This window comes from Pseudomonas sp. B35(2017) (assembly GCF_002113645.1).
GTDB lineage: Bacteria > Pseudomonadota > Gammaproteobacteria > Pseudomonadales > Pseudomonadaceae > Aquipseudomonas > Aquipseudomonas ekonensis.
On the sequence record NZ_NEIZ01000004.1, the window covers coordinates 205,077 to 228,297 of the forward strand.

The following is a 23,221-nucleotide window of genomic DNA, read 5'->3' on the forward strand; positions in this document are numbered from 1 at the left end:
GCGATAGCGTCCGCAAGGACGCCAAAGCGCACACCTCAGTGGCCGCTGGCCTCCGGCCCCGCCTTGGCGGAAAACGGCGGCTTGGCCAGCCACACGATCAGGATCAGCGCCATGAACCCCCACCCCAGCAGCGTGAAATAGTCCACGGTGGAAAGCATGTAGGCCTGGCCGGTCAGCACATGATCCAGTTGCGCATACGCCGGGTTGCCCGCCCCGCCCAGGTTGTTCAGCGCCTCCCGGGTGGCCGGCTCGTAGGTGCTGATGCTTTCGCTCATGTAGGCATGGTGCTGGTCGGCGCGGCGGATCCAGATCCAGGTGGTCAGCGAGGCCGCGAAGCTGCCGCCCAGGGTACGCAGGAACGTCGCCAGCCCGGCGCCGTCGGCGATCTGGTGCGGCGGCAGGTCGGACATCAGGATGCTCAGGGTCGGCATGAAGAACAGCGCCACGCCGATGCCCATGAACAGCTGCACGAGGGCGACGTGCTGGAAGTCCACCTCGTTGGTGAACTCGGCGCGCATGAAGCAGCTCAGGCCGATCGCCAGGAACGCCAGCCCCGCCAACAGGCGCAGGTCGAACTTGTGCGCGTACTTGCCGACGAACGGCGACAGCACCACCGGCAAGATGCCGATCGGCGCCACCGCCAGCCCGGCCCAGGTGGCGGTGTAGCCCATCTGGGTCTGCAGCCACTGCGGCAGGATCAGGTTGATGCCGAAGAACCCCGCGTAGCCCAGCACCAGCACCAGCGTGCCGATGCGAAAATTGCGGTGCGAGAACAGGCGCAGGTTGACCACCGGATGCCGGTCGGTCATTTCCCAGATCACGAACACCGCCAGCGCCACCACCGAGATCGCCGCGCCGATGATGATGAAGCTCGACTCGAACCAGTCCAGGTCATTGCCCTTGTCGAGGATCACCTGCAACGCGCCGACGCCGATGATCAATGAGATCAGCCCCACGTAATCCATCGGCTGACGGCTGGTGACCACCGGCCGCTTGGCCAGTTGCTGGCGCACCACCATCACCGCGAAGATCCCGATGGGCACGTTGATGAAGAAGATCCACGGCCAGCTGTAGCTATCGGTGATCCAGCCGCCGAGGATGGGGCCGGCGATCGGCGCCACCACCGTGACCATCGCCAGCAACGCCAGGGCCATGCCGCGCCTGGCCGGCGGGTAGACCGCGATCAGCAGGGTCTGGGTCATCGGGTACAGGGGACCGGCCACCAGCCCTTGCAGGACGCGAAAGCCGATCAGTTCCGGCATCGACGTGGAAATGCCGCACAGGAACGAGGCCAGCACGAACAGCATGGTCGCCCACAGGAACAGCTTCACCTCGCCGAAGCGCCGGCTCAGCCAGCCGGTGAGCGGCAGCGCGATGGCGTTGCTCACGGCAAACGAGGTGATCACCCAGGTGCCCTGCTCCGAACTCACGCCGAGGTTGCCGGAGATGGTCGGCAGCGCCACGTTGGCGATGGTGGTGTCGAGCACTTGCATGAAGGTCGCCAGCGACAGGCCGATGGTGCTGAGCACCAGGCTGGGCGGCGCAAAAGAGGCGTTATTGCTCATTGCGGATCCTTGGAGCCTGTTTGTAGGAGCAAGCGGGCGCGCGAGGGCGACGCTCTTGCCGGCATCTGCGTTGCCGGGATGGTCGCCTTCGCGGGCAAGCCCGCTCCCACAGGGAGGGTGTCAGCGTTGCGCGGTCTTGCTGACGGCGGCGCTGTTGTCGTGGATCAACTGGGTGATCATCGCGTCGGCCTCGGACAGCTGACGGTCATACACGCTGGTGGTGAACGACGCCTTCTGCGGCGGCTGCTGGGCCAGCACCGGACCGCTCTGGTCGTGCAGGTTGACCTCGACGTTGGTCGACAGACCCACGCGCAGCGGATGCTTGGCCAGCTCTTCGGCGTTGATGTGGATGCGCACCGGCACGCGCTGGACGATCTTGATCCAGTTGCCGGTGGCGTTCTGCGCCGGCAGCAGGGCGAACGCGCTGCCGGTGCCGGCGCCGAGGCTGTCCACGGTGCCGCTGTACTTCACGTCGCTGCCGTAGATGTCCGACTCGATCTCCACCGGCTGGCCCATGCGCATGTCGCGCAACTGGGTTTCCTTGAAGTTGGCGTCGATCCACAGTTGGTTCAGCGGGATCACCGCCATCAGCGCGGTGCCCGGCTGCACGCGTTGGCCCAGCTGGACGGTGCGCTTGGCGACATAACCGGTGACCGGCGCGATCAGCGTGCTGCGCGCGTTGTTCAGGTAGGCCTGACGCAGTTCGGCGGCGGCGGCCATCACGTCCGGGTGCGACGACACCACGGTGTCATCGACCAGCGCACTGGTGGTCTTGAGTTGCTGCTTGGCGTTGGCCAGGGCGTTCTGCGCCGAGGTCAGGTCGTCACGGGCGTGGGACAGCTCTTCCTGGGAAATCGCCCCGCCGGCGGCGAGGTTCTTGCGGCGGTTGAAGTTGTCCTGGGCCTTCTGCACTTCGGCCTGCTGGGCGTTGACCTGGGCTTTCATGCCGTCGACGTTGCTGTACAGGCCGCGCACCTGGCGCACGGTGCGGGCCAGTTTGGCCTGGGCGCTCTGCAGGCCGACTTCGGCGTCGTTCGGGTCGAAGTTCACCAGCACCTGGCCTTCTTGCACCAGGTCGCCGTCGTCGGCTCCGATGCTGACCACGGTACCGGTCACCAACGGCGTGATCTCGACCACGTTGCCGTTGACGTAGGCGTCGTCGGTGCTTTCGCTGAAGCGGCCGTAGAACTGGTGATAGCCCCAGACGCCGGCGCAGGCGACGGCGACCGCAACGGCCAGCCCCGCCAGCATCGCCTTGCGCTTGCGCGGGTTGCCGGTGTCTTGAGCGTTGTCTTGAGCTTGAGTGTTTTGCGCAGTGGCCATGGCAAGTACCTTGAATTAGTTGTGCGGCGTGGCTGGAACGGCGTTGGCTGCGCTCAGGGTGTCACCCTGGAAGCCGCCGCCCAGCGCTTGCATCAGTTGAATCGACAGGTCGATCTGCTCGGCGTTGAGGCTGGCCAGCTGACGCTGGGCCTGCAGCAGTTGCTGCTCGATGCTGAGCACGTCCAGGTAGTTGCCGATGCCGGAACCGTAACGCTGGACGACGGTGTTGTAGGACTCCTGGGCGATCTCGGTCGCGTGCTGCTGGGCGCCGATCTGCCGGCCGATGTCACGCAACTGGTTGAGGCTGTCGCTGACATCGCCCAATGCTTTCACCAGGCTTTTGTTGTACTGCGCCACCGCCAGGTCGTAGTCGGCGTCCTTGGCGTCGAGGTTGGCCCGCAAGCGTCCGCCGTCGAAGATCGGCACGGACAGGGTCGGCGCGATGTTGAAGAAGCGGCTGGCGGAACCGAACATCGCGTCGCCCAGCAAGGACTCGGCGCCGGCGGCGGCCGTCAGGTTCAGGTTGGGGTAGAAGCGGGTCTTGGCCGAGGCGATGTCCTTGCTCGCGGCCTCCACGCGCCAGCGTGCGGCCACCAGGTCCGGGCGACGGCCGAGCAGTTCGGCCGGCAGCACCGACGGCAGCGCCACGGCGCTGGCCTTGAGGACGTTCGGCCGGGCGATTTCGTTGCCGCGGTCCGGGCCTTTGCCGAGCAGCACGGCCAGGGCGATCTTGGCGCTGTTCAGGCGTTTTTCCGCGTCGACCAGGCTGGCTTCGGAGCTGGCCTCCAGGCTTTGGGTCTGTTGCAGCTGGTATTGGCTGTCGATGCCGGAACGCAGGCGCCGCTCGCTCAGGTCGAGCATCTGCCGGGTGCGCTTGAGGTCTTCGCTGGCCAGGTCGTGGACGATGTGCGCCTGACCGAGGTCGCTGTAGGCCCGGGCCACGTCGGCGGCCAAGGTCAGTTGCGCGGCCTGGCGGTCGACTTCGGCGGCGCGGGCCTGGCCCAGGGCCGCTTCCCACGCGTCACGCTGGCCGCCCCACAGGTCGAAGTTGTAGTTGAAGCCGGCGCTGAGGTTGCGCACGGTGGAGTACGCCCCGCCCTGCCCCCGCGGATCCTGGTCGCGGGCCAGGCGCGAACGGCTGATGCCGGCGCTGGCGTCGAGGGTCGGGTAGCGTTCGGCATCGGCGGCGGACGCGGCGGCGTTGGCCTGGTGGGCGCGGGCTTCGGCGATCTGCATGTCCGGGCTGTCGCGCAGGGCTTCGCGGATCAGGCCGTCGAGCTGGGGATCGCCGAGGCCGGTCCACCAGTCGCTTTTCGGCCAGGCGGCGGGCGACAGGGTCACGCCGTCGAGCGACTGTCCTGCCTTCAGGCTTTTGGCGTCGAGCCGCACGCCTTCGGTTTCGAGGCCGCTGTAATTGGCGCAGCCGGCGAGGATCATCGCCGACAGCAGCAGCGTCACGCCGCTGCGCAAGGTCTTACCGCTCATTGTGCTCACCCAGGCGCAGCACGGTGATCGAGTCCCCGGCGGCCAGCAGAATTTTCTTGAGGATGTGTTGCAGGGTCACCAGCTCGTCGGGCGTGATCGCCCCGGCCAGTTCGTTCATGGCGTCGGCGCCGATCTGCGGCAGGCGGTCGGCCAGTTGCTGGCCCTGCTCCGTCAGCTTCAGCCGCACCTGACGGCGATCGTCTTCGCTGCGCTGGCGGATCAGGAAGCCTTTCTGCTCCAGACGGTCGAGCATGCGGGTCATCGAACCGCTGTCCAGCGACAGGTGCCGGCACAGCTCGGCCGGTGTATCGACGCCGTACTGGGCCACGATGATCAGCACCTTGAACTGCGCGGCGGTGATGCCGTGGGGCTCCATGTGGGTGTCGATGATCCGGTCCTTGAGCAACGCGGCACGGCCCAGCAGCAGGCCCAGATGGCAGTTCTTGAATTCGTCGGGGGTGAAATGCTTCATTTGCGCACCTAATGACTGCCTAGGCAGTGAATGTGTGACGAGATATTACTGCTTAGGCAGCGAATGTCAACGCAATCGTTAGGTTGCTTTGTTATTAGTTGACTGCCGGACTGGGTCTTTGGTTGCACACAGGCGGACGCCATCGCGGGCAAGCCCGCTCTCACAGGGTTCGGCGTCGTGCACTAATTGTGTATACGACCCAGGAACCTGTGGGAGCGGGCTTGCCCGCGATGGGAACGACTCGGTTTCGGAGTGAGCGGCCTAGAAATCCCGCTTGTAGAAGATGTCCAGCGAACTGGCCACGCCGCTGGCGGCTTCGAGGTAAACCTTCTTGCTCAGTTTGTAGCGCAAGGCAATGGTGTTGGCCGGCTCGAACACCCCCACGCCGTAGCGCAGGCTGAGCTTCTCGGAAATGTTGCCGCTGGCCACCACGCTGGTGGTGTTGCCGCTGCCCTGGGTGTCGAGCTGGAAATCCTGGATCCCCAGGTTCTTGGCCAGCCCGCTGGTGACCCCGGAGCTGCCCATCAGCCCCAGCCCCAGCGCGGCCTGGGCGAGCATGTTGTTGTCCTCGCCGTTGCTGCTCAGCGGACGGCCCAGCACCAGATAGGACAGTGCCTGCTCCTGGCTCATCGCCGGCTCCGAGAAGATCTGCGTGGTCGGCTGTTCGGCGCTGCCGCTCAAGCGGATGCCGGCGATGACGTCGTCGGTCTGGCGGATCGCTTCGATGTCCAGGTACGGCTGGTCGATGGGGCCTGCGAACAGCAGCCGCGCCCGGCGCACGTTGAGGCGCTGGCCGTAGGCGCGGTAGCGGCCGTCGTTGAGCCACAGTTCGCCGCGGGTGTCGAGGTTGTCGCCGATGTGCACCTGGCCTTGCAGGTTGGCGGTGAGGCCGAACCCGGCGAAGCTCAGCTTGTCCTGGCCGACGATCACGTCGATGTCCATCTTCATGGCCAGCGGCGTTTTGCCCTCTTCGGTCTGTTGGCCGACGATGACTGTGTCATCGGAGACTTTCACGGTCGATGGCGGTAATTCGCGCACGGTGATCTCGCCCTTGGGCACCATCACCTTGCCGGCGATGGCCAGTTCGTCGCCGGCCATGGAAATCTTCAGGTCCGGCGCCACTTCCAGTTTGGCGTAAGGTTCGACCGTGACCGGCAACTGCGTGCCCTTGAGCGCCAGGTCGACCGCCAGCGCCTGGCCCCAGGCGACATTGCCGTTCAGGCTGCCCTGCCCGGCCTTGCCGCTTTTCCAGCCGCCGTTCAGTTGCACGCTTTCCCCGGCGATCACCGCTTGCAGCTGCAGGGCCTGCAACTCCATCGGCAGCTCCGGCCCCGAGACTTCGCCGTCGCTCAACTGCACGGTGCCGTTGACCTGCGGCGCCAGCAGGCCGCCGGACACCGTGCCGCTGCCGTTCAGGCGCCCGGTGAGTTTCTCGACCATCGGCACGAACGGCCGCGCCACCGACAGGTCCAGCCCGGTCAGGCGGAACGAACCGCTCAAAGGTTTATTCTTCGGCAGCGGGTTGAGCTGGGCCTGCACCATCAGTTCGCCCAGTTTGCCGCCGACGAAGTTGAGGTCGGTGTCGATCCGCTTGGGCGTGAGTTTGCTGGACAGGCGCAAGGTCTGGTACGGGAAGTCCAGCCATTGGTCCTTTTCACGCACGCGCAAGGTGCCGCCGCTGGCGTCGACGCTGATCAGGCCGTTGGGGCCGCTGGCCGGCAGGTCCAGTTGCAGGTCGGCGTTGAGCCGGCCCTGCCAGGCGAAATCCTTGGGCAGCCAGGCGGCCAGGCTTTCGATCGGGAATTGCTTGAGGTGGTAGCGCAGTTTCGGGTCGGGCATCAGCCGCTGGTCTTCGCCGCACAGGCTGGCGTTGCCGGAGATCCAGCAATGGGCGCCGAAGTTGATTTTGCCGTCGGCCAGGCGTTCGAGCTTCGCCGGCCCTTGCAGCTTCCAGTCCTGGCCGCCGGCCTGGATGTCGCCGCTGGCCAGGCGCCCGCGCCAGTTGCCCTTGTCCAGATTGCCGTCCAGGCCCAGGGCCAGTTTGAGCTTCGGCCCGAGCAGGTCGAGATTGAGCTTCTGCTGCCGGATGTCGCCCTGGCCGCTGACGGTCAGCGTGCCCAGCGAGGTGTCGCCGGCCTGAATGCCGCTGCCCTTGAGGTCGATCTTCGCGCGCTGCGCGCCGTCGAGGGTGGCGTCGAGGTTGAGGCTTTGCAGGCGGTTGTCCTGGAACGCCAGTTGCGAGCCTTGCAGATCCAGCTTGCCCTGCGGCGCCTTGAGCGTGCCGGCCACATCGACCCGGCCATTGACCTGCCCGCGCAGTTGCGGCCAGAGCTGGGCCAGGCGTTGCAGCTTGATGTCGATCTGCCCGGTGAACTTCTGCTGCAGGCTGCCCTTGCCGCTGATGCTGTTGTCGCCGAGGCGGATCTGCAGGGCGTTGAGGTTCCATTGCTCGCCGGCGCCGTCGGCCTTGGCTTGCAGCACCGCCGGCTGACCGCGCAGCTTGCCCTTGAGGTCGAGGTCGGCGTTGAGGCTCAGGCGTTCGCCTTTCATCTCGCCTTTGCTTTTCAGCGGCCCGGCCAGGGTGCCCGGCAGCTCCGCCAGCCAGTACGCCGGGTTGAGGGCCGACAGTTCCAGCGCGGTGTCCCAGGCAATGCCGTCGGCGAACTGCACGTTCACATGGCCCTCGGCCTTGCCCTGCCCGGCCTCCAGCTTGAGTTGCGGCAGAAAGACTTGCTTGAGGTTGCCGCTGAACGGGCTGCTCAAGCTGAACGCCCCCGCCGGGCCGTCCAGGGCGGCGGCGAAATTGCCGAGGTACTGGCCGTCGGTGTAGGAGACTTCGCCGGTGAAGGTGCGCAAGGCGACTTGCGGCTCGTCGATCTCCGGGTAGAGCCGACGCCACGGGAAGTCCCGCCAGTCGATGTTGGCCTGGGCGCTCAAGCCCTTGCTCCAGTCGATATGACCGGTGAGTTTGAGGCTTTGCTTGTCGTTGGCGTTCAGGTCGAGGCCGGCGATCTGCGCGCCGCTGGCATCCACCTGGCCTTGCAGCACCAGCGCCACCGGGCCTTGCTCGGCGGGCAGCGTGGCGTTGCCTTGCAGGCGGTAGCCGTTTTTCAGGTCGCCTTCGCCGGTCAGCAGCAATTGGTTGAATTGCAGGGTGTCCGGCAGATCGGCGCTCGGCTTGAAGGCGTCGCTGGTGATGCGCACCTTGGCGGGCAGGTGTTCCGCCAGCGGCTGCAGTTCGCCGCTCAACTGGCCGTCGAGGTAGCCGTGGCTGTCGGCGTGCAGATTGAGGGTTTTCAGCAGGTCGCCGTCGACCTTCAGCGCCAGCGTCCACGGTTTGGTGCCCGGCGCCGGCAGCGTCAGCTGGCCTTCGACGGTCAGCGGCCAGTCGCCGGTCGGTTGCAGCAGGCCGGCCAGCTTCAGGCTCAGGTCGTCGCGCTGCAACTGCACGTTGTCGATCTGCATGCCCTTGGCCGTCCAGTGCGCGGCCAAGCGCAAGTCCTTGAGCTGTTCATTGCCGTCCAGCAGCAGGCTGTCGACCTGCACGTCGCCCAGCTCGATGGCCACGGGCAGTTGCAGATCCGGCAGCTTGACCGGGCCGCTCTCGGTGGTTTCCGTGCCCGGCGCAAAGTGCAGGCGCACCTGTCCGGCCTTGAGCTGTTCGATGCACAGGGTCATGCGGGCCAGGCACAGCGGCGACCACTCGAACACCGGCCGGTCCAGCTCGACCCGGTTGCCGTCCTGTTGCCACAGCAGGTGATCGGCGCTCCACTGCCCGCCGAGCCGGCCCTGGAAATTGTCCACGCTCAGGCCCGGCACCAGGCCCAACGCCCAACGGCTGCCGGTCTCGGTGCCGAGCACCAGCCCGGCGCCCGACACCAGCAAAAGCGCCAGCGCCCCGGGCGCCAGCAACGAAATCTTCACAGCACGCTTCACAGCTCAGGCCCCATCGAAAAGTGCAGCCGGATGCCGCCGTCGTCGTCCAGCGCGTGGGCCAGGTCGAGGCGGATCGGCCCCACCGGCGACACCCAGCGCACCCCGATGCCGACCCCGGTCTTGAGGTTCGGCAGTTCGAGCTTGTTGAAAGAGTTGCCTTGATCGACGAAGGTCGCCACCCGCCACTTTTCGGCGATCGAGTATTGGTACTCGACGCTGCCGGCCACCATGTAGCGGCCGCCGATGCGGTCGCCCTTGGCGTTTTCCGGGGACAGGCTCTGGTAGTCGTAGCCGCGCACGCTCTGGTCGCCGCCGGCGAAGAACCGCAGCGACGGCGGCACCGACGTGTAGCCGTTGGTGGCGCTGCCGCCGACCTGCACCCGCCCGAGGAAACGGTGCTTGTCGAACACCGTGGTCAGGCCCTTGACCAGCGCCGTGCCGTACAACAGGTTGTTGTCCGAGCCCAGCCCTTCCTTCGCCACCTTGCTTTCGAACGCCAGGCGATAGCCGTTGTGCGGGTCGATGCGGTTGTCGCTCTTGAGGTACGCATAGCTGATGCCGGGCATCAGCAGGTTGCTGAGGCCGGAGTCATCGCCGAGCTGGTATTCCTCGCGCTGCCATTTCAGCGAGATCACCCGCTGCCAGCCGCTGGGCAGCTTGCTGTGCCACTCCGGGCCGAAGGTGAGCAGCTTGCTCAGGGTGTCGGAGCCGTCGATGTCTTCGTATTGGTAGCCGCCGGCCCAGCGCAGCTTGTCGGTCAAGGGCGGGTCGAGCGGGATGTCGTAGAACAGCCCGACGTTCTGCCGGGGCGCCGACAGTTCGGCCTCCCAGCCGTAGCTGTCGCCCTGGGGGTTGACCCAATGGCGCGTCCAGTTGGCCTTGACCCGCGGGCCGACGTCGGTGGAGTAGCCCAGGCCCAGCCCCATGGTGCGCGGCTTGCGGGTGTCGAGCTTGACGTCCACCGGGATCACGTCGTTCTTGGCCGCCGTCGGCGCGGCATCGACGCGCACGCCTTCGAAGTAGCCGCTCGATTGCAGGGCCCGGTTGAGTTCGGCGATCAGCTCCGAATCGTACGGTTCGCCGGCCTTGAACGGCACCATGCGTTGCAGCAGGTCTTCGTCGAACGGCGTGTCGCCTTCGAACTTGACCGGGCCCAGCGCATAGCGCGGGCCGCTGTCGTAGATCAGTTCGATGTCGGCGACGCCGGCGCGGGGATCGACCGACAGCTTCTGACGAGTGAAGCGGCCACTGAAGAAACCGTAGCGCGAGGCCTGGTTCTGGATCAGCCGCTTGGCGTCTTCGTAGCGGCCATGGTTGAGCACCGAACCGGGCTTGAGCGCGTCGCTTTTCGGTACGCGGAACACCTTGAGCGACGCGGCCGGGCCGTCGATGCGCACGGTGACGTTGCGCAGGCGCACCGGCTCGCCCGGATCGACCTTGAGCACCAGGCGCGGCTTGTCGCCGCCCTTCACTTCGCTGTCGATCTGCGGCTGATAATAGCCCAAGGCCTGGGCAGCCTTGCGCGCCTGCTCTTCGGCGCCGCGGCTGAAGCGCAGCAAGGCTTCTTCGTCGCGGTCGCCGAGGCTGCCGATATAGCCTTCTATATTGGCCTTGAGTTCATCGTTGGACGGTTTGACCCGCACATCCAATTCACTTTGCGCCAGCGCCGCGCAGCTGGTTAACAGCAGGAGCACGCCACCGGTAAATCTTCCTGGAAACTTCATAGGCGCGGATGCTATCACGAGCTCGGGAGCGTGATAGAGCCTTGGGGGGCGCGGAAAGTTCGCCCCTCAAGCCGTTGCAGTATGTAACACCTGCGGATTGGTGTGGAAAAACACATGCTCGCGCACCGGCCCGACCGCCACCTCGCCGATTTCTTCATAGCCCTGGCGCTGGTAGAACGCCAGATAGCGCGGGTTGCCGCTGTCGAGCACCACGCCGCGGGAGTGCTCGTCCACCGCGCACCAGTTGTGCACCGCCTGCAGCAACTGCTCGCCGAAATGCTTGCCCTGGAACTGCGGGTGAATGCCCAGCAGCGGCAGCACATGCACCGCCTCGCCGGGTACGCAGGCCGCCACGGCGGCGTGGTATTCCAGGTAGCGCCGGGTGCAGCGCAGACCGGTGCTCAGCACCATGCGCAGGCGCCAGGCCCAGCTCTCGGTGACGCCCAGCCGCCGCTGCGGCGGCGCGATCAGGGCGATGCCGATCAGGCGGTCGTTGACCAGCAGGCCGATGGCCGGCAGCTCCTGGGCGAAATGCTGCTTGACCAGTTCGCGCACCGTGGCCCGCACCCGCTGCTCGTAGCCCGGGCGCTCGGCCTCGAACAGGTAGGCGAACGTCGGCTCATGACGGTAGGCCTGGTACAGCAGCGATCGCGCCTCGCGGGAATAGCCGCGGTCGAGCATGTGGATGTCGGCGATGGCGGTCGAGGTCTCAGGCATGGCGGTGATTCTCCCCGGTGGCGCGGCTGCGGCGGCGCTCTTGTTGGTACGAACCTGCCGGTGGCGGCGCAGTTCCCAAAAGGTATAGACCACGTCAGGACAACGCACATCTGACAGAACACCGCGAATCCCCCTACCCCACACTGGCCCCCATCCCACATGTCAGCTAGCATCGCCCTTTTGCCAGGACTGCCGACCATGAAGATTGTTTCCTTCAACATCAACGGACTGCGCGCCCGTCCGCATCAGTTGACGGCGCTGATCGAGAAACATCAGCCGGATGTCATCGGCCTGCAGGAAACCAAGGTGCACGACGACCAGTTCCCGCTGGAAGAGATCCGCGCCCTGGGCTACCACGTGCATTTCCACGGCCAGAAAGGCCACTACGGCGTCGCCCTGCTCTCGCGCCAGGCGCCCATCGCCGTGCACAAGGGCTTCGCCACCGACGAGGAAGACGCCCAGCGCCGCTTCATCTGGGGCACCTTCGCCGATGCCGACGGCACACAGGTCACCATCATGAACGGCTACTTCCCCCAGGGCGAAAGCCGCGACCACCCGACCAAGTTCCCGGCCAAGCAGCGCTTCTACAGCGACCTGCAACAGTTGCTGGAAAGCCAGTTCAAGAACGATCAGGCGCTGGTGGTGATGGGCGACGTGAACATTTCCCCGGAGGACTGCGACATCGGCATCGGCCCGGACAACATGAAGCGCTGGCTGAAGACCGGCAAATGCAGCTTCCTGCCCGAGGAGCGCGAGTGGATGGCGCGCCTGAAGAACTGGGGCCTGACCGACAGCTTCCGGCACCTGAACCCGGACGTGGCCGACACCTTCAGCTGGTTCGACTACCGCAGCCGCGGGTTCGAGGACGAGCCCAAGCGCGGGCTGCGCATCGACCTGATCCTCACCTCCCAGGCCTTGCTGCCGCGGGTGAAGGCGGCGGGCGTGGACTACGAGCTGCGCGGCATGGAAAAACCGTCGGACCATGCGCCGATCTGGCTTGAGCTGAGCTGATCCCCACCTGTGGGAGCGGGCCTGCTCCGGGCGGCGATAGCGTCCACTCCGTCGCCGCAATGGTGACTAAAACGGCCTCATCGCTAGCAGGCTCGCTCCCACAGGTTTTGCGGTGACCGCAGATCCTGTGGGGCCGCTGTCATTTTTCCGAAACCCTTCTGACTTAATCTCCCCGGCAATCCCCTTGGCCGCAAACGGTGCCGGCATGACCCTGCGTGTTCTGTTGATCCTTGTGCTGGGCGCCTGGCTGCCGGCGATGGCCTGCGCCGACGGCTTGCCGATCCCGGAACACGGCCCGGCGCTGCGCATCCAGGGTTCCAACACCATCGGCGCGGCGCTGGGGCCTGCGCTGGTCGAAGGGCTGCTGCAAGAGCAAGGCCTGCTCAAGATCCACCACGAAGACCCGGACACCGCCAACGAACAACGCATCGTCGGCCAGACCGTCCAAGGCCGGCGCGTGGTGGTGGAGATCGCCGCCCATGGCTCCAGCACCGGCTTCACCGCGCTCAAGAACGCCGGTGCCGACCTCGCAGCGTCGTCGCGCCCGGTCAAGGACAGCGAACTGGCCGCCCTGCAAGCCCTCGGCGACCTGAAGAGCCCCGCCGCCGAACAGGTGATCGCCATCGACGGCCTGGCGATCATCCTTCACCCCGACAACCCCGTGCGGCAACTGGACACCGAACAGCTGGCCCGGATCTTCAGCGGCGAGGCGAAGACCTGGGAAGCCGTCGGCGCCAGCGGCGGGCCGATCCACCTGTATGCGCGGGATGATCAGTCCGGCACCTGGGACACCTTCAAGGAACTGGTGCTCAGCGGACGCGGCAAGACCTTGAGCAGCGCAGCCAAGCGTTTCGAGTCCAGCGAGCAGTTGTCCGACGCGGTGAGCGCCGACCCGCAGGCCATCGGCTTCATCGGCCTGCCTTACATCCGCCAGGCCAAAGCGGTGGCGATCATCGATGGCCAGTCCCAGGCCATGCCACCGTTGCCGGGGCTGATCGCCACCGAGGACTACCCGCTGTCCCGGCGCCTGTTCTTCTATTTGCCGCCCGCCAGCCGGAACCCTTGGGCCATGGCGTTGGCGGCGTTCGCGCAAAGCCCTCAAGGCCAGGCGATCGTGGCGGCCAACGGGTTCATCGCCCAGACCATCCATCCCATCGCCGTCTCCCCGAACGCGTTGATGCCCGAGGGTTATCAATCCCTCAGCCGCCACGCCCAGCGCCTGACGGTGAACTTCCGTTTCGAAGAAGGCAGCGCCAGCCTGGACAACAAGGCCCGCCAAGACCTGGCCCGGGTGCTCGATTACCTGCAACGCCACGGCAAGACCGACCGGGCGGTGACCCTGGTGGGCTTCGGCGACGCCAAGGACGATCCGGCAAGGGCCGACCTGCTGTCGAAGCTGCGGGCGATGGCGGTGCGGCGGGAGTTGGTGAAAAACGGAGTGACGCTGCGCGAGGTGCGGGGGTTCGGCGCGCTGATGCCGGTGGCGGCCAACAACGCCGACGAGGGGCGGATCAAGAATCGGCGGGTGGAGGTGTGGGTCTACTGAGCGTCGGGCGAGGGAGCGTGCTCCCTCGCCACAACAAAGCGCCGGCTCAGCGCTCGCTGCGCAGCATTTCCTTGGGCACGTACTTGCCGATCTCGAACTTGCCGATGGCCGCGCGGTGCACTTCGTCCGGGCCGTCGGCCAGGCGCAGGGTGCGTTGCATCGCGTACATGTAGGCCAGCGGGAAGTCGTTCGACACCCCGGCCCCGCCATGGATCTGGATCGCCCGGTCGATCACCCGCAACGCGACGTTCGGCGCCACGACCTTGATCTGCGCGATCTCGCTCTTGGCCACCTTGTTGCCGACGGTGTCCATCATGTACGCCGCCTTCAGCGTCAGCAGGCGCGCCATGTCGATCTCCATGCGCGAGTCGGCGATCTTGTCGACGTTGCCGCCCAGGCGCGCCAGCGGCTTGCCGAAGGCGGTGCGGCTCACCGAGCGCTTGCACATCAGTTCCAGTGCCCGTTCGGCCATGCCGATCGAACGCATGCAGTGGTGGATCCGGCCCGGGCCGAGGCGACCCTGGGCGATCTCGAAGCCGCGCCCCTCGCCCAGCAGCACGTTTTCGTAAGGCACCCGCACGTTGTCGAACAGCACTTCGGCGTGGCCGTGGGGCGCGTCGTCGTAGCCGAACACCGGCAGCGGACGGACGATCTTCACGCCGGGGGTGTCCACCGGCACCAGAATCATCGAGTGCTGGGCGTGACGCGGCGCGTCCGGGTTGCTCAGGCCCATGAAGATCAGGATCTTGCAGCGCGGATCGCAGGCGCCGGAGGTCCACCACTTCTTGCCGTTGATCACCCACTCGTCGCCGTCGCGCACAGCCCGGGCGGCCATGTTGGTGGCGTCGGAGGACGCGACGTCCGGTTCGGTCATGGCGAACGCCGAGCGGATCTCGCCGCGCAGCAGCGGTTCGAGCCAGCGCTGCTTCTGCTCTTCGTTGGCGTAGCGCACCAGCACTTCCATGTTGCCGGTGTCCGGCGCCGAGCAGTTGAACGGCTCGGGGCCCAGCAGCGAGCGGCCCATGATCTCCGCCAGCGGCGCGTATTCGAGGTTGGTCAGGCCGGCGCCCAGTTCCGATTCCGGCAGGAACAGGTTCCACAGGCCTTCGGCCCGGGCCTTGGCCTTGAGCTCTTCCATGATCGCCGTCGGCTGCCAGCGGTCGCCTTCGGCCACCTGGCGCTCGAACACGGCCTCGGCGGGGTAAACGTAAGTGTCCATGAACGCGGTCACGCGCTCACGCAGTTCCTGAACCTTGGGCGAATAAGCGAAATCCATGGGCACTACCTTTTGGTGAGAGGTTGTTCAGATCATGCAATCGATGCTAGAACAGCGCTGATAATTTACCTAGCCTATTCTCGGCATGTATAAACATTCATCACCGATATATGATCGGTTGATTTTCCGGGCCGCCTACAAAACAAGAGAAGCCGCGCAATGAATCTGAGCAAGGTCGACCTCAACCTTTTCATCGTCTTCGACGCGATCTACACCGAAGCGAACCTGACCCGCGCCGGGCAGATCGTCGGCATCACTCAGCCGGCGGTGTCCAACGCCCTGGCCCGCCTGCGCGAGACCTTCAACGACCCGCTCTTCGTGCGCACCGCCCAGGGCATGGTGCCCACGCCCATGGCGCAGAACATCATCGGCCCGGTGCGCAACGCGCTCTCGCTGCTGCGGGTGTCGGTGCAGGAAAGCCGGATCTTCAACCCGGCCCAGGCCGTCAAGACCTACCGCATCAGCATGACCGACCTCACGGAAGCCGTGATCCTGCCGCCGCTGTTCCAGCGCCTGCGGCGCCTGGCGCCGACGGTGGTCATCGAAAGCTTCCTGTCCAAACGCCGGGAAACCACCAAGGAACTGGCGGCCGGACGCCTGGACTTCGCCGTCGACGCCCCGCTCAACACCGACCCGCAGGTGCGCCACGTCAAGCTGATGGAAGACCGTTACGTGTGCGCCATGCGCAAGGGCCATCCGCTGGCGGGCAAGGAAAAGGTCACCCTCGACGACTACCTGGGGCTGACCCACATCCACATCTCCAGCCGCCGCAACGGGCTGGGCTATGTGGACCTGGCGCTGGGCAAGATGGGCATCCAGCGCAAGATCGCCCTGCGTTCCCAGCATTACCTGATGGCGTCCCAGGTGCTGCAGCAGACCGACATGGTCATGACCGTCCCGGAACGCTTCGCCCGCCGCCATGACCTGCTGACGTTCAACCTGCCGGTCAACGATGTGCCGCCGGTGGAGACCCACCTGTACTGGCACGAAAGCACCGACCAGGATCCGGCCAACCGCTGGATGCGCGAACAGATGATCGAGCTGTGCCAGCAGGTGACGGCGCAGGAGAAGAAGCTGGACAGCGTGTAGGGCTTTTCTGCGCGTCATCGTTCATCGCCAGCAGGCTGGCTCCCACATGGGCCTGTGTTGCGCACATGGCTGTAGGAGTCAGCCTGCTGGCGATGGGGCCGACACAGACACCGAATCCGCCGCCCCTTGACGTAAACGTCAACCTGCCATTAGCTTAGCGCCAAGTACCCCTTTTCGAGCGCTTCCATGAGCAGCCAGACCTACAGCATCTCCGACCTCGCCCGCGAGCTGGACATCACCACCCGGGCGATCCGCTTCTATGAAGAGCAAGGCCTGCTCAGCCCCGAGCGCCGAGGCCAGGAACGCATCTACTCACCGCGCGACAAGGTCAGCCTGAAGCTGATCCTGCGCGGCAAGCGCATCGGTTTCTCCCTGGCCGAATGCCGCGAACTGATCGAGCTCTACGACCCGTCCAGCGGCAACACCAAACAGCTCAACAGCATGCTGGCGAAAATCAGCGAACGCCGCGCGCAGCTCGAACAGCAACTGCTGGACATCGAACAGATGAAGCTGGAACTCGACACCGCCGAAGAACGCTGCGTGCAGGCGCTGGAGCAGACGCTCAAGAGTCAGCAGGCCGTGCAATAGCCCCACCCCATCCCCTGTGGGAGCCAGCCTGCCGGCGATGGCGGAGCGTCAGGCGACATCGACGTGGCTGAACCACCGCAATCGCCGGCAGGCCGGCTGCCATAAGGGCTCTCGTAGACGCCAGACACATACAACAGGTCAACGCCATGTCCCTCCCCTCCCAAGTACGCCTGATCGAAGTCGGCCCGCGCGATGGCCTGCAGAACGAAGCCCGGCCCATCAGCGTCGCCGACAAGGTGCAGTTGGTCGACGCGCTCAGCGCCGCCGGCCTTGGCTATATAGAAGTCGGCAGTTTCGTGTCGCCCAAATGGGTGCCGCAGATGGCCGGCTCCGCCGAGGTGTTCGCCCAGATCCGGCGCACGCCGGGCGTGACCTACGGCGCGCTGGCGCCGAACCTGCGCGGTTTCGAGGACGCCGTGGCGGCCGGGGTCAAGGAAGTCGCGGTGTTCGCCGCCGCGTCCGAAGCCTTCTCCCAGCGCAACATCAATTGCTCGATCAACGAAAGCCTGGCGCGGTTCGCACCGGTCATGGAAGCGGCGAAACAGCATGGCGTCACTGTGCGCGGTTACGTGTCCTGCGTGCTGGGCTGCCCGTATGAAGGTGCGGTGGCACCGGAGCAGGTCGCGGCGGTCGCCCGCGAGCTGTACGCGATGGGCTGCTACGAAGTCTCCCTCGGCGACACCATCGGCACCGGCACGGCGGGCGCGACCCGCAGGCTGTTCGAGGTGGTGTCGGCCCAGGTGCCGCGGGAGAAGCTCGCCGGCCACTTCCACGACACCTACGGCCAAGCCATGGCCAACATCTACGCCAGCCTGCTCGAAGGCATCAACGTGTTCGACAGCTCCATCGCCGGCCTCGGCGGCTGCCCGTACGCCAAGGGCGCCAGCGGTAACGTCGCCACCGAAGACGTGGTGTACCTGCTCAACGGCCTGGGCATCGAGACCGGCATCGACCTGGACGCCTTGATTGCCGCGGGCCTGCAGATCAGCGCCGTGCTGGGCCGCCCGACCGGTTCGCGCGTGGCCAAGGCCCGCAGCGCACAGTGAGGGGACACGGTGTTACCGCTGCGGCCCGGAATGCGGGCACGAACGAGTAACACGGAAACAAATTGTCTGGTTTTGCCTGAGTGAAAAATCCTTCAAAAAACCTAAATCATTGAATTTAAAGGATTTTTAAAAGTTGGCACGGCAACTGCTATCTCTATGGCATAACAAGAATAAAAAAGTGGCAAACCAATAAAAACAAGACGAAACGACTCTGACATAACAAAAACAACACGGCAGAGACGCAGCTAACAGATTTTTTTGGAGAAGGTGTGCTTTTCAGGGTGCTCTTCGGAGTGACCCGCAACCGGGCAGAGAACAATAAAACTACCTTCAGGTAGCTCCCGTATCGGTTGGATCGCCTAGCGAGAAAGCAGATCAGCGCTCAAAAAAATACGTTTGCTCTTGATCCCGGATGGGGATCGCCAAAAACGCAGCAAAGGGCCACGGTCACCAAAAACAACAACAGGCCGCCCCTCAATAATAAAAAAGAGCACGCGACGACAAAATTAAAGGGGAGCTTCGGCTCCCCTTTGTGCTGTCTGCGATCCTGAAAACACCCCCGACGACCGATCCCCCCGCGCTCCCACACGGCAATGCGCGAAGCAAAGCCTGTGGGAGCAGCCTGCCGGCGATGGCGTCAGCCCAGCCTGTCGCGCAACTCCTCGATGCTGATCTCGCGCATGCGGAACTTCTGGATCTTGCCGGTCACCGTCATCGGGAACTCCTCGACGAAACGGAAGTAACGCGGCGTCTTGAAGTGGGCGATGCGCTCCTTGCACCAGGCCTGCAACTCCTGCTCGGTGGCGCTGTGGCCGGGGTGGAACTTGATCCAGGCGACGATTTCCTCGCCGTAGCGCGAACACGGAATGCCGATGACCTGCACATCCGCCACCGCCGGGTGAGTGAAGAAGAACTCTTCGAGCTCGCGGGGGTAAATGTTCTCGCCGCCGCGGATGATCATGTCCTTGTTGCGCCCGGCGATGCACACGTAGCCTTCGTCGTTCATGCTGGCCAGGTCGCCGGTGTGCATCCAGCCGGCGGAATCGATGGCTTCGGCGGTCGCCTGCGGGTTGTTCCAGTAGCCGAGCATCACGCTGTAGCCACGGGTGCACAGCTCGCCGATGGTGCCGCGCGGCACCGGGTTGCCCGCCTCGTCGATGATCTTGCTTTCCAGCTGCGGCTGGGTGCGGCCGACGGTGGTGACGCGCAGTTCCAGTTCATCTGCGGGACCGGTCTGCAACGACACCGGGCTGGTCTCGGTCATGCCGTAGGCGATCTGCACCTCGCTCATGTGCATGTCGCTGATCACCCGGCGCATCACTTCGATCGGGCAGGTGGCGCCGGCCATGATCCCGGTGCGCAGGGCCGACAGGTCGAGCTCCGTGCGCTGCGGCTGATCGAGCATGGCGATGAACATGGTCGGCACGCCGTACAGCGCCGTGGCTTTCTCTTCGGCGGCGGTGCTGAGGGTCAGCAGCGGGTCGAACGCATCGTTGGGGTAGATCATGGTGCTGCCGTGGGTGACGCAACCGAGGTTGCCCATGACCATGCCGAAGCAGTGGTACAGCGGCACCGGGATCACCAGCCGGTCGGCGGCGGTCAGGCCCAGGCTTTCGCCGACCATGTAGCCGTTGTTGAGGATGTTGTAGTGACTGAGGGTCGCGCCCTTGGGGAAACCGGTGGTGCCGGAGGTGTACTGGATGTTCACCGGTTGGTCGAAGTGCAGGCTGTCGCTGCGTTCGCGCAGTTGCTGCGCCGTGACCCCGGCGGCCAGGTCCGCCAGTTGCGACCACGGCAGGAACCCCGACGGCGGCTGCGCATCCAGGCTGATCAGCCCGCGCAGGTCCGGCAGGCGCTCGCTGCGCAACTGGCCGATGGACTGCTCGGCCAGCTCCGGCAGCAGGCCTTGCAGCATGCCGTGGTAGTCGGAGCTCTTGAACGCGCCGGCGCACACCAGCCATTGGCAGCCGGACTGCTTGAGCACGTATTCCAGTTCGCTGCTGCGGTAAGCCGGGTTGATGTTGACCAGGATCACGCCGATCTTCGCCGTGGCGAACTGGGTGATGCACCACTGCGCGCAGTTCGGCGACCAGATGCCGAGCCGGTCGCCGGCCTCAAGCCCCAACGCCAGCAAGGCCCTGGCGTGCAGATCCACCGCGTCGGCCAGTTGCCGCCAGGTGTAGCGCCGCTGCTGATGGCGCACCACCAGCGCCTCGCCGTCCGGGTAACGCGCGACGGTCTCGTCGAACTTCTGACCGATGGTCATCGCCAGCAAGGCTTTGTCCTGGGAACCGCGGGTGTAGCTGCGCTGCGGGTTTGCACTGGGTTGATCCATGACGACCCCTATTGTCTTTTTTGTAGGAGCGTGGCGCTGGTGGCGAGTGGCTTGCGCAGCAGTCGTGAAACCGGCAGGCCGACGATGCCAGACGCACCGCAGACTGCGATTTTGCGACCGCTTCGCGCCCGGGCGGGAGCAAGCTCCCTCACCACAAACAGCGACGCCGGTCTTTCAGAACTGGCCCTACTCTCGCTCAAGTTGACGTTAACGTAAAGGGTGATTGACAGCCATTCGTCACAGGCTTACGTTAACGTAAAGGTGAGAGCCGAACCGCCGCCCTCCCCACCCGACAAAAAAGCCAAAAGGTGACCCATGAGCTACCCAACCCTGAACTTTGCCCTCGGTGAAACCATCGACATGCTGCGCGATCAGGTTCAGTCCTTCGTCGCTGACCAGCTCGCCCCGCGTGCCGCCCAGATCGACAGCGACAACCTGTTCCCCGCCGACATGTGGCGCAAGTTCGGCGACATGGGCCTGCTCGGCATCACCGTGCCGGAAGAGTACGGCGGCGCCGGCCTGGGTTACCTGGCGCACGTGGTGGCCATGGAAGAGATCAGCCGCGGCTCGGCCTCCGTCGCGCTGTCCTACGGCGCCCACTCCAACCTCTGCGTCAACCAGATCAACCGCAACGGCAACCACGAACAGAAAAGCAAATACCTGCCCAAGCTGATCAGCGGCGAACACGTCGGCGCCCTCGCCATGAGCGAACCGAACGCCGGCTCCGACGTGGTCTCGATGAAACTGCGCGCCGACAAGCGCGGCGACCGCTTCGTCCTCAACGGCAGCAAGACCTGGATCACCAACGGCCCCGACGCCAACACCTACGTGATCTACGCCAAGACCGACCTGGAAAAGGGCCCTCACGGCATCACCGCCTTCATCGTCGAGCGCGACTGGAAAGGCTTCAGCCGCAGCAACAAGTTCGACAAGCTCGGCATGCGCGGCTCCAACACCTGCGAGCTGTTCTTCGATGACGTCGAAGTGCCGGAAGAGAACATCCTCGGCGTGCTCAACGGCGGCGTGAAAGTGCTGATGAGCGGCCTCGACTACGAGCGCGTCGTGCTGTCCGGCGGCCCGACCGGGATCATGCAGGCGTGCATGGACCTGATCGTGCCGTACATCCACGACCGCAAGCAGTTCGGCCAGAGCATCGGCGAGTTCCAGCTGATCCAGGGCAAGGTCGCCGACATGTACACCCAGCTCAACGCCAGCCGCGCCTACCTCTACGCCGTGGCCCAGGCCTGCGAGCGCAACGAGACCGCCCGCAAGGACGCCGCCGGGGTGATCCTCTACACCGCCGAACGCGCCACGCAGATGGCCCTGGACGCGATCCAGATCCTGGGCGGCAACGGCTACATCAACGAATTCCCGGCGGGCCGTCTGCTGCGTGACGCCAAGCTGTACGAAATCGGCGCTGGCACCAGTGAGATCCGCCGCATGCTGATCGGTCGCGAACTGTTCAACGAAACCCGCTAAACGGAGCTGTCCATGGCAATCCTGCACACCCAGCTCAATCCCCGTTCAGCGGAGTTCGCCGCCAACAGCGCGGCGATGCTCAAGCAAGTGGACGCCCTGCACACCCTGCTGGCCCAAGTGGCCCAGGGCGGCGGCGCGAAAGCCCAGGAACGCCACACCTCGCGCGGCAAGCTGTTGCCGCGCGAGCGGATCAACCGTTTGCTCGATCCGGGCTCGCCGTTCCTTGAGATCAGCCAACTGGCCGCCCACGCGGTGTACGGCGAAGATGTACCCGCCGCCGGCGTGATCGCCGGCATCGGCCGGGTCGAAGGCGTCGAATGCATGATCGTGGCCAACGACGCCACGGTGAAAGGCGGCTCGTACTACCCGCTGACCGTGAAGAAACACCTGCGCGCTCAGACCATCGCCCAGCAGAACCGCCTGCCGTGCATCTACCTGGTGGACTCCGGCGGCGCCAACCTGCCGCGTCAGGACGAGGTGTTCCCGGACCGCGAACACTTCGGGCGGATCTTCTTCAACCAGGCCAACATGAGCGCCATGGGCATCCCGCAGATCGCCGTGGTCATGGGCTCGTGCACCGCCGGCGGCGCGTATGTGCCGGCGATGGCCGACGAAGCGATCATGGTGCGCCAGCAGGCGACCATCTTCCTCGCCGGCCCCCCGCTGGTGAAGGCCGCCACCGGCGAGGTGGTCAGCGCCGAAGACCTGGGCGGGGCCGATGTGCACTGCAAGGTCTCCGGGGTGGCCGACCACTACGCCGAAAGCGACGAGCATGCCCTCGCGCTCGCCCGCCGCAGCGTGGCCAACCTCAACTGGCGCAAGCTCGGCGAAGTGCAGCAACGCGCGCCGGTCGCGCCGCTCTACGGCAGCGACGAGCTGTACGGCGTGGTGTCCGCCGACGCCAAGCAGCCGTTCGATGTGCGCGAAGTCATCGCCCGGCTGGTGGACGGCTCGGTGTTCGATGAGTTCAAGGCCCTGTTCGGCACCACGCTGGTGTGCGGCTTCGCTCACCTGCACGGCTACCCGATCGCGATCCTGGCCAACAACGGCATCCTGTTCGCCGAGGCCGCGCAGAAAGGCGCGCACTTCATCGAACTGGCCTGCCAGCGCGGTATTCCGCTCTTGTTCCTGCAGAACATCACCGGGTTCATGGTCGGTCAGAAGTACGAGGCCGGCGGCATCGCCAAGCACGGCGCGAAACTGGTGACCGCCGTGGCCTGCGCCAAAGTGCCGAAGTTCACCGTGATCATCGGCGGCAGCTTCGGCGCCGGCAACTACGGCATGTGCGGCCGGGCCTATGACCCGCGCTTCTTGTGGATGTGGCCGAACGCGCGGATCGGCGTGATGGGCGCCGAACAGGCCGCCGGCGTGCTGGTGCAGGTCAAGCGCGAGCAGGCCGAACGCAGCGGCCAGGGCTTCAGTGCCGAGCAGGAATCGGAGATCAAGCAGCCGATCCTCGACCAGTATGAAGAGCAAGGCCACCCCTACTACTCCAGCGCACGGCTGTGGGACGACGGCGTCATCGACCCGGCGCAGACCCGCGACGTGCTGGCCCTGGCCTTGTCCGCGTCGCTGAACGCGCCTATCGAACCGAGCCGCTTCGGCGTGTTCCGGATGTGATCGGGAGAA

General features: G+C 65.5%; 16 protein-coding genes. 7 read left to right on the forward strand and 9 right to left on the reverse strand.

Annotated elements, in window-relative coordinates; translation table 11 throughout:
- Positions 1 to 35: 35 nt before the first annotated feature.
- From CAG41_RS09995 to CAG41_RS10025, 7 genes are all read right to left on the reverse strand, one after another.
- A complete protein-coding gene (locus tag CAG41_RS09995) occupies positions 36 to 1,565 on the reverse strand; it encodes a DHA2 family efflux MFS transporter permease subunit (RefSeq protein ID WP_085579739.1) in 1,530 nt (509 codons plus the stop codon).
- Between the two features lie 120 nt (positions 1,566 to 1,685).
- Positions 1,686 to 2,888, reverse strand: coding sequence for an HlyD family efflux transporter periplasmic adaptor subunit (locus CAG41_RS10000; protein WP_085630565.1), 1,203 nt, complete (start codon positions 2,886 to 2,888; stop codon positions 1,686 to 1,688).
- Positions 2,889 to 2,903: 15 nt separating this feature from the next.
- On the reverse strand, positions 2,904 to 4,373 hold the full coding sequence (locus tag CAG41_RS10005) for an efflux transporter outer membrane subunit (protein WP_085630567.1): 1,470 nt from the start codon (positions 4,371 to 4,373) through the stop codon (positions 2,904 to 2,906).
- Positions 4,363 to 4,845: a MarR family winged helix-turn-helix transcriptional regulator gene (locus CAG41_RS10010; RefSeq protein WP_085579733.1), complete on the reverse strand. Its 483-nt coding sequence runs from the start codon at positions 4,843 to 4,845 to the stop codon at positions 4,363 to 4,365. The genes CAG41_RS10005 and CAG41_RS10010 overlap by 11 nt, the downstream gene beginning before the upstream one ends.
- A 261-nt stretch (positions 4,846 to 5,106) precedes the next feature.
- Positions 5,107 to 8,781 (reverse strand): translocation/assembly module TamB domain-containing protein, encoded by a 3,675-nt coding sequence (locus CAG41_RS10015; RefSeq protein ID WP_085706947.1) that lies wholly within the window; start codon positions 8,779 to 8,781, stop codon positions 5,107 to 5,109.
- On the reverse strand, positions 8,778 to 10,505 hold the full coding sequence (locus tag CAG41_RS10020; protein WP_085706948.1) for an autotransporter assembly complex family protein: 1,728 nt from the start codon (positions 10,503 to 10,505) through the stop codon (positions 8,778 to 8,780). The genes CAG41_RS10015 and CAG41_RS10020 overlap by 4 nt, the downstream gene beginning before the upstream one ends.
- Before the next feature lie 66 nt (positions 10,506 to 10,571).
- Positions 10,572 to 11,222 carry an N-acetyltransferase gene (locus CAG41_RS10025; RefSeq protein ID WP_085706949.1) on the reverse strand — a complete coding sequence of 217 codons (651 nt, stop codon included), beginning with the start codon at positions 11,220 to 11,222 and terminating at the stop codon, positions 10,572 to 10,574.
- 198 nt (positions 11,223 to 11,420) lie between these two features.
- Between CAG41_RS10025 and xthA the strand changes: the two genes are divergently transcribed.
- Both xthA and CAG41_RS10035 read left to right on the forward strand, forming a co-directional pair.
- On the forward strand, positions 11,421 to 12,233 hold the full coding sequence (gene xthA / locus CAG41_RS10030; protein ID WP_085579725.1) for an exodeoxyribonuclease III: 813 nt from the start codon (positions 11,421 to 11,423) through the stop codon (positions 12,231 to 12,233).
- Between the two features lie 205 nt (positions 12,234 to 12,438).
- A complete protein-coding gene (locus tag CAG41_RS10035) occupies positions 12,439 to 13,779 on the forward strand; it encodes a substrate-binding domain-containing protein (RefSeq protein ID WP_085706950.1) in 1,341 nt (446 codons plus the stop codon).
- Between the two features lie 46 nt (positions 13,780 to 13,825).
- Here CAG41_RS10035 and CAG41_RS10040 read toward each other — a convergent pair whose 3' ends face one another.
- The gene (locus CAG41_RS10040; RefSeq protein ID WP_085630575.1) at positions 13,826 to 15,055 is read right to left on the reverse strand and encodes an acyl-CoA dehydrogenase; all 1,230 of its coding nucleotides are present in this window, start codon (positions 15,053 to 15,055) and stop codon (positions 13,826 to 13,828) included.
- A gap of 159 nt (positions 15,056 to 15,214) precedes the next feature.
- Between CAG41_RS10040 and CAG41_RS10045 the strand changes: the two genes are divergently transcribed.
- The 3 genes from CAG41_RS10045 to CAG41_RS10055 all read left to right on the forward strand — a co-directional run bounded on the left by CAG41_RS10045 (position 15,215) and on the right by CAG41_RS10055 (position 17,778).
- Entirely contained in the window at positions 15,215 to 16,144 is a 930-nt protein-coding gene (locus CAG41_RS10045) for a LysR family transcriptional regulator (RefSeq protein ID WP_085579719.1), read from the forward strand.
- A 186-nt stretch (positions 16,145 to 16,330) separates the two neighbouring features.
- Positions 16,331 to 16,732, forward strand: coding sequence for a MerR family DNA-binding transcriptional regulator (locus CAG41_RS10050; RefSeq protein ID WP_085579717.1), 402 nt, complete (start codon positions 16,331 to 16,333; stop codon positions 16,730 to 16,732).
- Between the two features lie 146 nt (positions 16,733 to 16,878).
- Positions 16,879 to 17,778: a hydroxymethylglutaryl-CoA lyase gene (locus tag CAG41_RS10055; protein WP_085630577.1), complete on the forward strand. Its 900-nt coding sequence runs from the start codon at positions 16,879 to 16,881 to the stop codon at positions 17,776 to 17,778.
- Positions 17,779 to 18,415: 637 nt separating this feature from the next.
- Here CAG41_RS10055 and CAG41_RS10060 read toward each other — a convergent pair.
- Positions 18,416 to 20,113 (reverse strand): AMP-binding protein, encoded by a 1,698-nt coding sequence (locus CAG41_RS10060; protein ID WP_085706951.1) that lies wholly within the window; start codon positions 20,111 to 20,113, stop codon positions 18,416 to 18,418.
- A gap of 315 nt (positions 20,114 to 20,428) precedes the next feature.
- On the opposite strand from CAG41_RS10060, the gene CAG41_RS10065 reads away from it, so the two are divergent.
- Both CAG41_RS10065 and CAG41_RS10070 read left to right on the forward strand, forming a co-directional pair.
- Entirely contained in the window at positions 20,429 to 21,592 is a 1,164-nt protein-coding gene (locus tag CAG41_RS10065; RefSeq protein WP_085579710.1) for an isovaleryl-CoA dehydrogenase, read from the forward strand.
- A 12-nt stretch (positions 21,593 to 21,604) separates the two neighbouring features.
- Positions 21,605 to 23,212, forward strand: a complete 1,608-nt coding sequence (locus CAG41_RS10070; RefSeq protein ID WP_085630583.1) for a carboxyl transferase domain-containing protein — start codon at positions 21,605 to 21,607, stop codon at positions 23,210 to 23,212.
- The last annotated feature ends 9 nt before the right edge of the window (positions 23,213 to 23,221 follow it).

Excerpts from the sequence above, each read along its gene's own strand:
- CAG41_RS10025 (WP_085706949.1), bottom strand. The coding sequence starts at position 11,222 with ATGCCTGAGACCTCGACCGCCATCGCCGACATCCACATGCTCGACCGC.
- CAG41_RS10050 (WP_085579717.1), top strand. The coding sequence starts at position 16,331 with ATGAGCAGCCAGACCTACAGCATCTCCGACCTCGCCCGCGAGCTGGAC.
- CAG41_RS10000 (WP_085630565.1), bottom strand. The coding sequence starts at position 2,888 with ATGGCCACTGCGCAAAACACTCAAGCTCAAGACAACGCTCAAGACACC.
- CAG41_RS09995 (WP_085579739.1), bottom strand. The coding sequence starts at position 1,565 with ATGAGCAATAACGCCTCTTTTGCGCCGCCCAGCCTGGTGCTCAGCACC.
- CAG41_RS10065 (WP_085579710.1), top strand. The coding sequence starts at position 20,429 with ATGAGCTACCCAACCCTGAACTTTGCCCTCGGTGAAACCATCGACATG.
- CAG41_RS10070 (WP_085630583.1), top strand. The coding sequence starts at position 21,605 with ATGGCAATCCTGCACACCCAGCTCAATCCCCGTTCAGCGGAGTTCGCC.
- CAG41_RS10045 (WP_085579719.1), top strand. The coding sequence starts at position 15,215 with ATGAATCTGAGCAAGGTCGACCTCAACCTTTTCATCGTCTTCGACGCG.
- CAG41_RS10035 (WP_085706950.1), top strand. The coding sequence starts at position 12,439 with ATGACCCTGCGTGTTCTGTTGATCCTTGTGCTGGGCGCCTGGCTGCCG.
- CAG41_RS10020 (WP_085706948.1), bottom strand. The coding sequence starts at position 10,505 with ATGAAGTTTCCAGGAAGATTTACCGGTGGCGTGCTCCTGCTGTTAACC.
- CAG41_RS10055 (WP_085630577.1), top strand. The coding sequence starts at position 16,879 with ATGTCCCTCCCCTCCCAAGTACGCCTGATCGAAGTCGGCCCGCGCGAT.
- CAG41_RS10040 (WP_085630575.1), bottom strand. The coding sequence starts at position 15,055 with ATGGATTTCGCTTATTCGCCCAAGGTTCAGGAACTGCGTGAGCGCGTG.
- CAG41_RS10005 (WP_085630567.1), bottom strand. The coding sequence starts at position 4,373 with ATGAGCGGTAAGACCTTGCGCAGCGGCGTGACGCTGCTGCTGTCGGCG.
- xthA (WP_085579725.1), top strand. The coding sequence starts at position 11,421 with ATGAAGATTGTTTCCTTCAACATCAACGGACTGCGCGCCCGTCCGCAT.
- CAG41_RS10060 (WP_085706951.1), bottom strand. The coding sequence starts at position 20,113 with ATGGATCAACCCAGTGCAAACCCGCAGCGCAGCTACACCCGCGGTTCC.
- CAG41_RS10010 (WP_085579733.1), bottom strand. The coding sequence starts at position 4,845 with ATGAAGCATTTCACCCCCGACGAATTCAAGAACTGCCATCTGGGCCTG.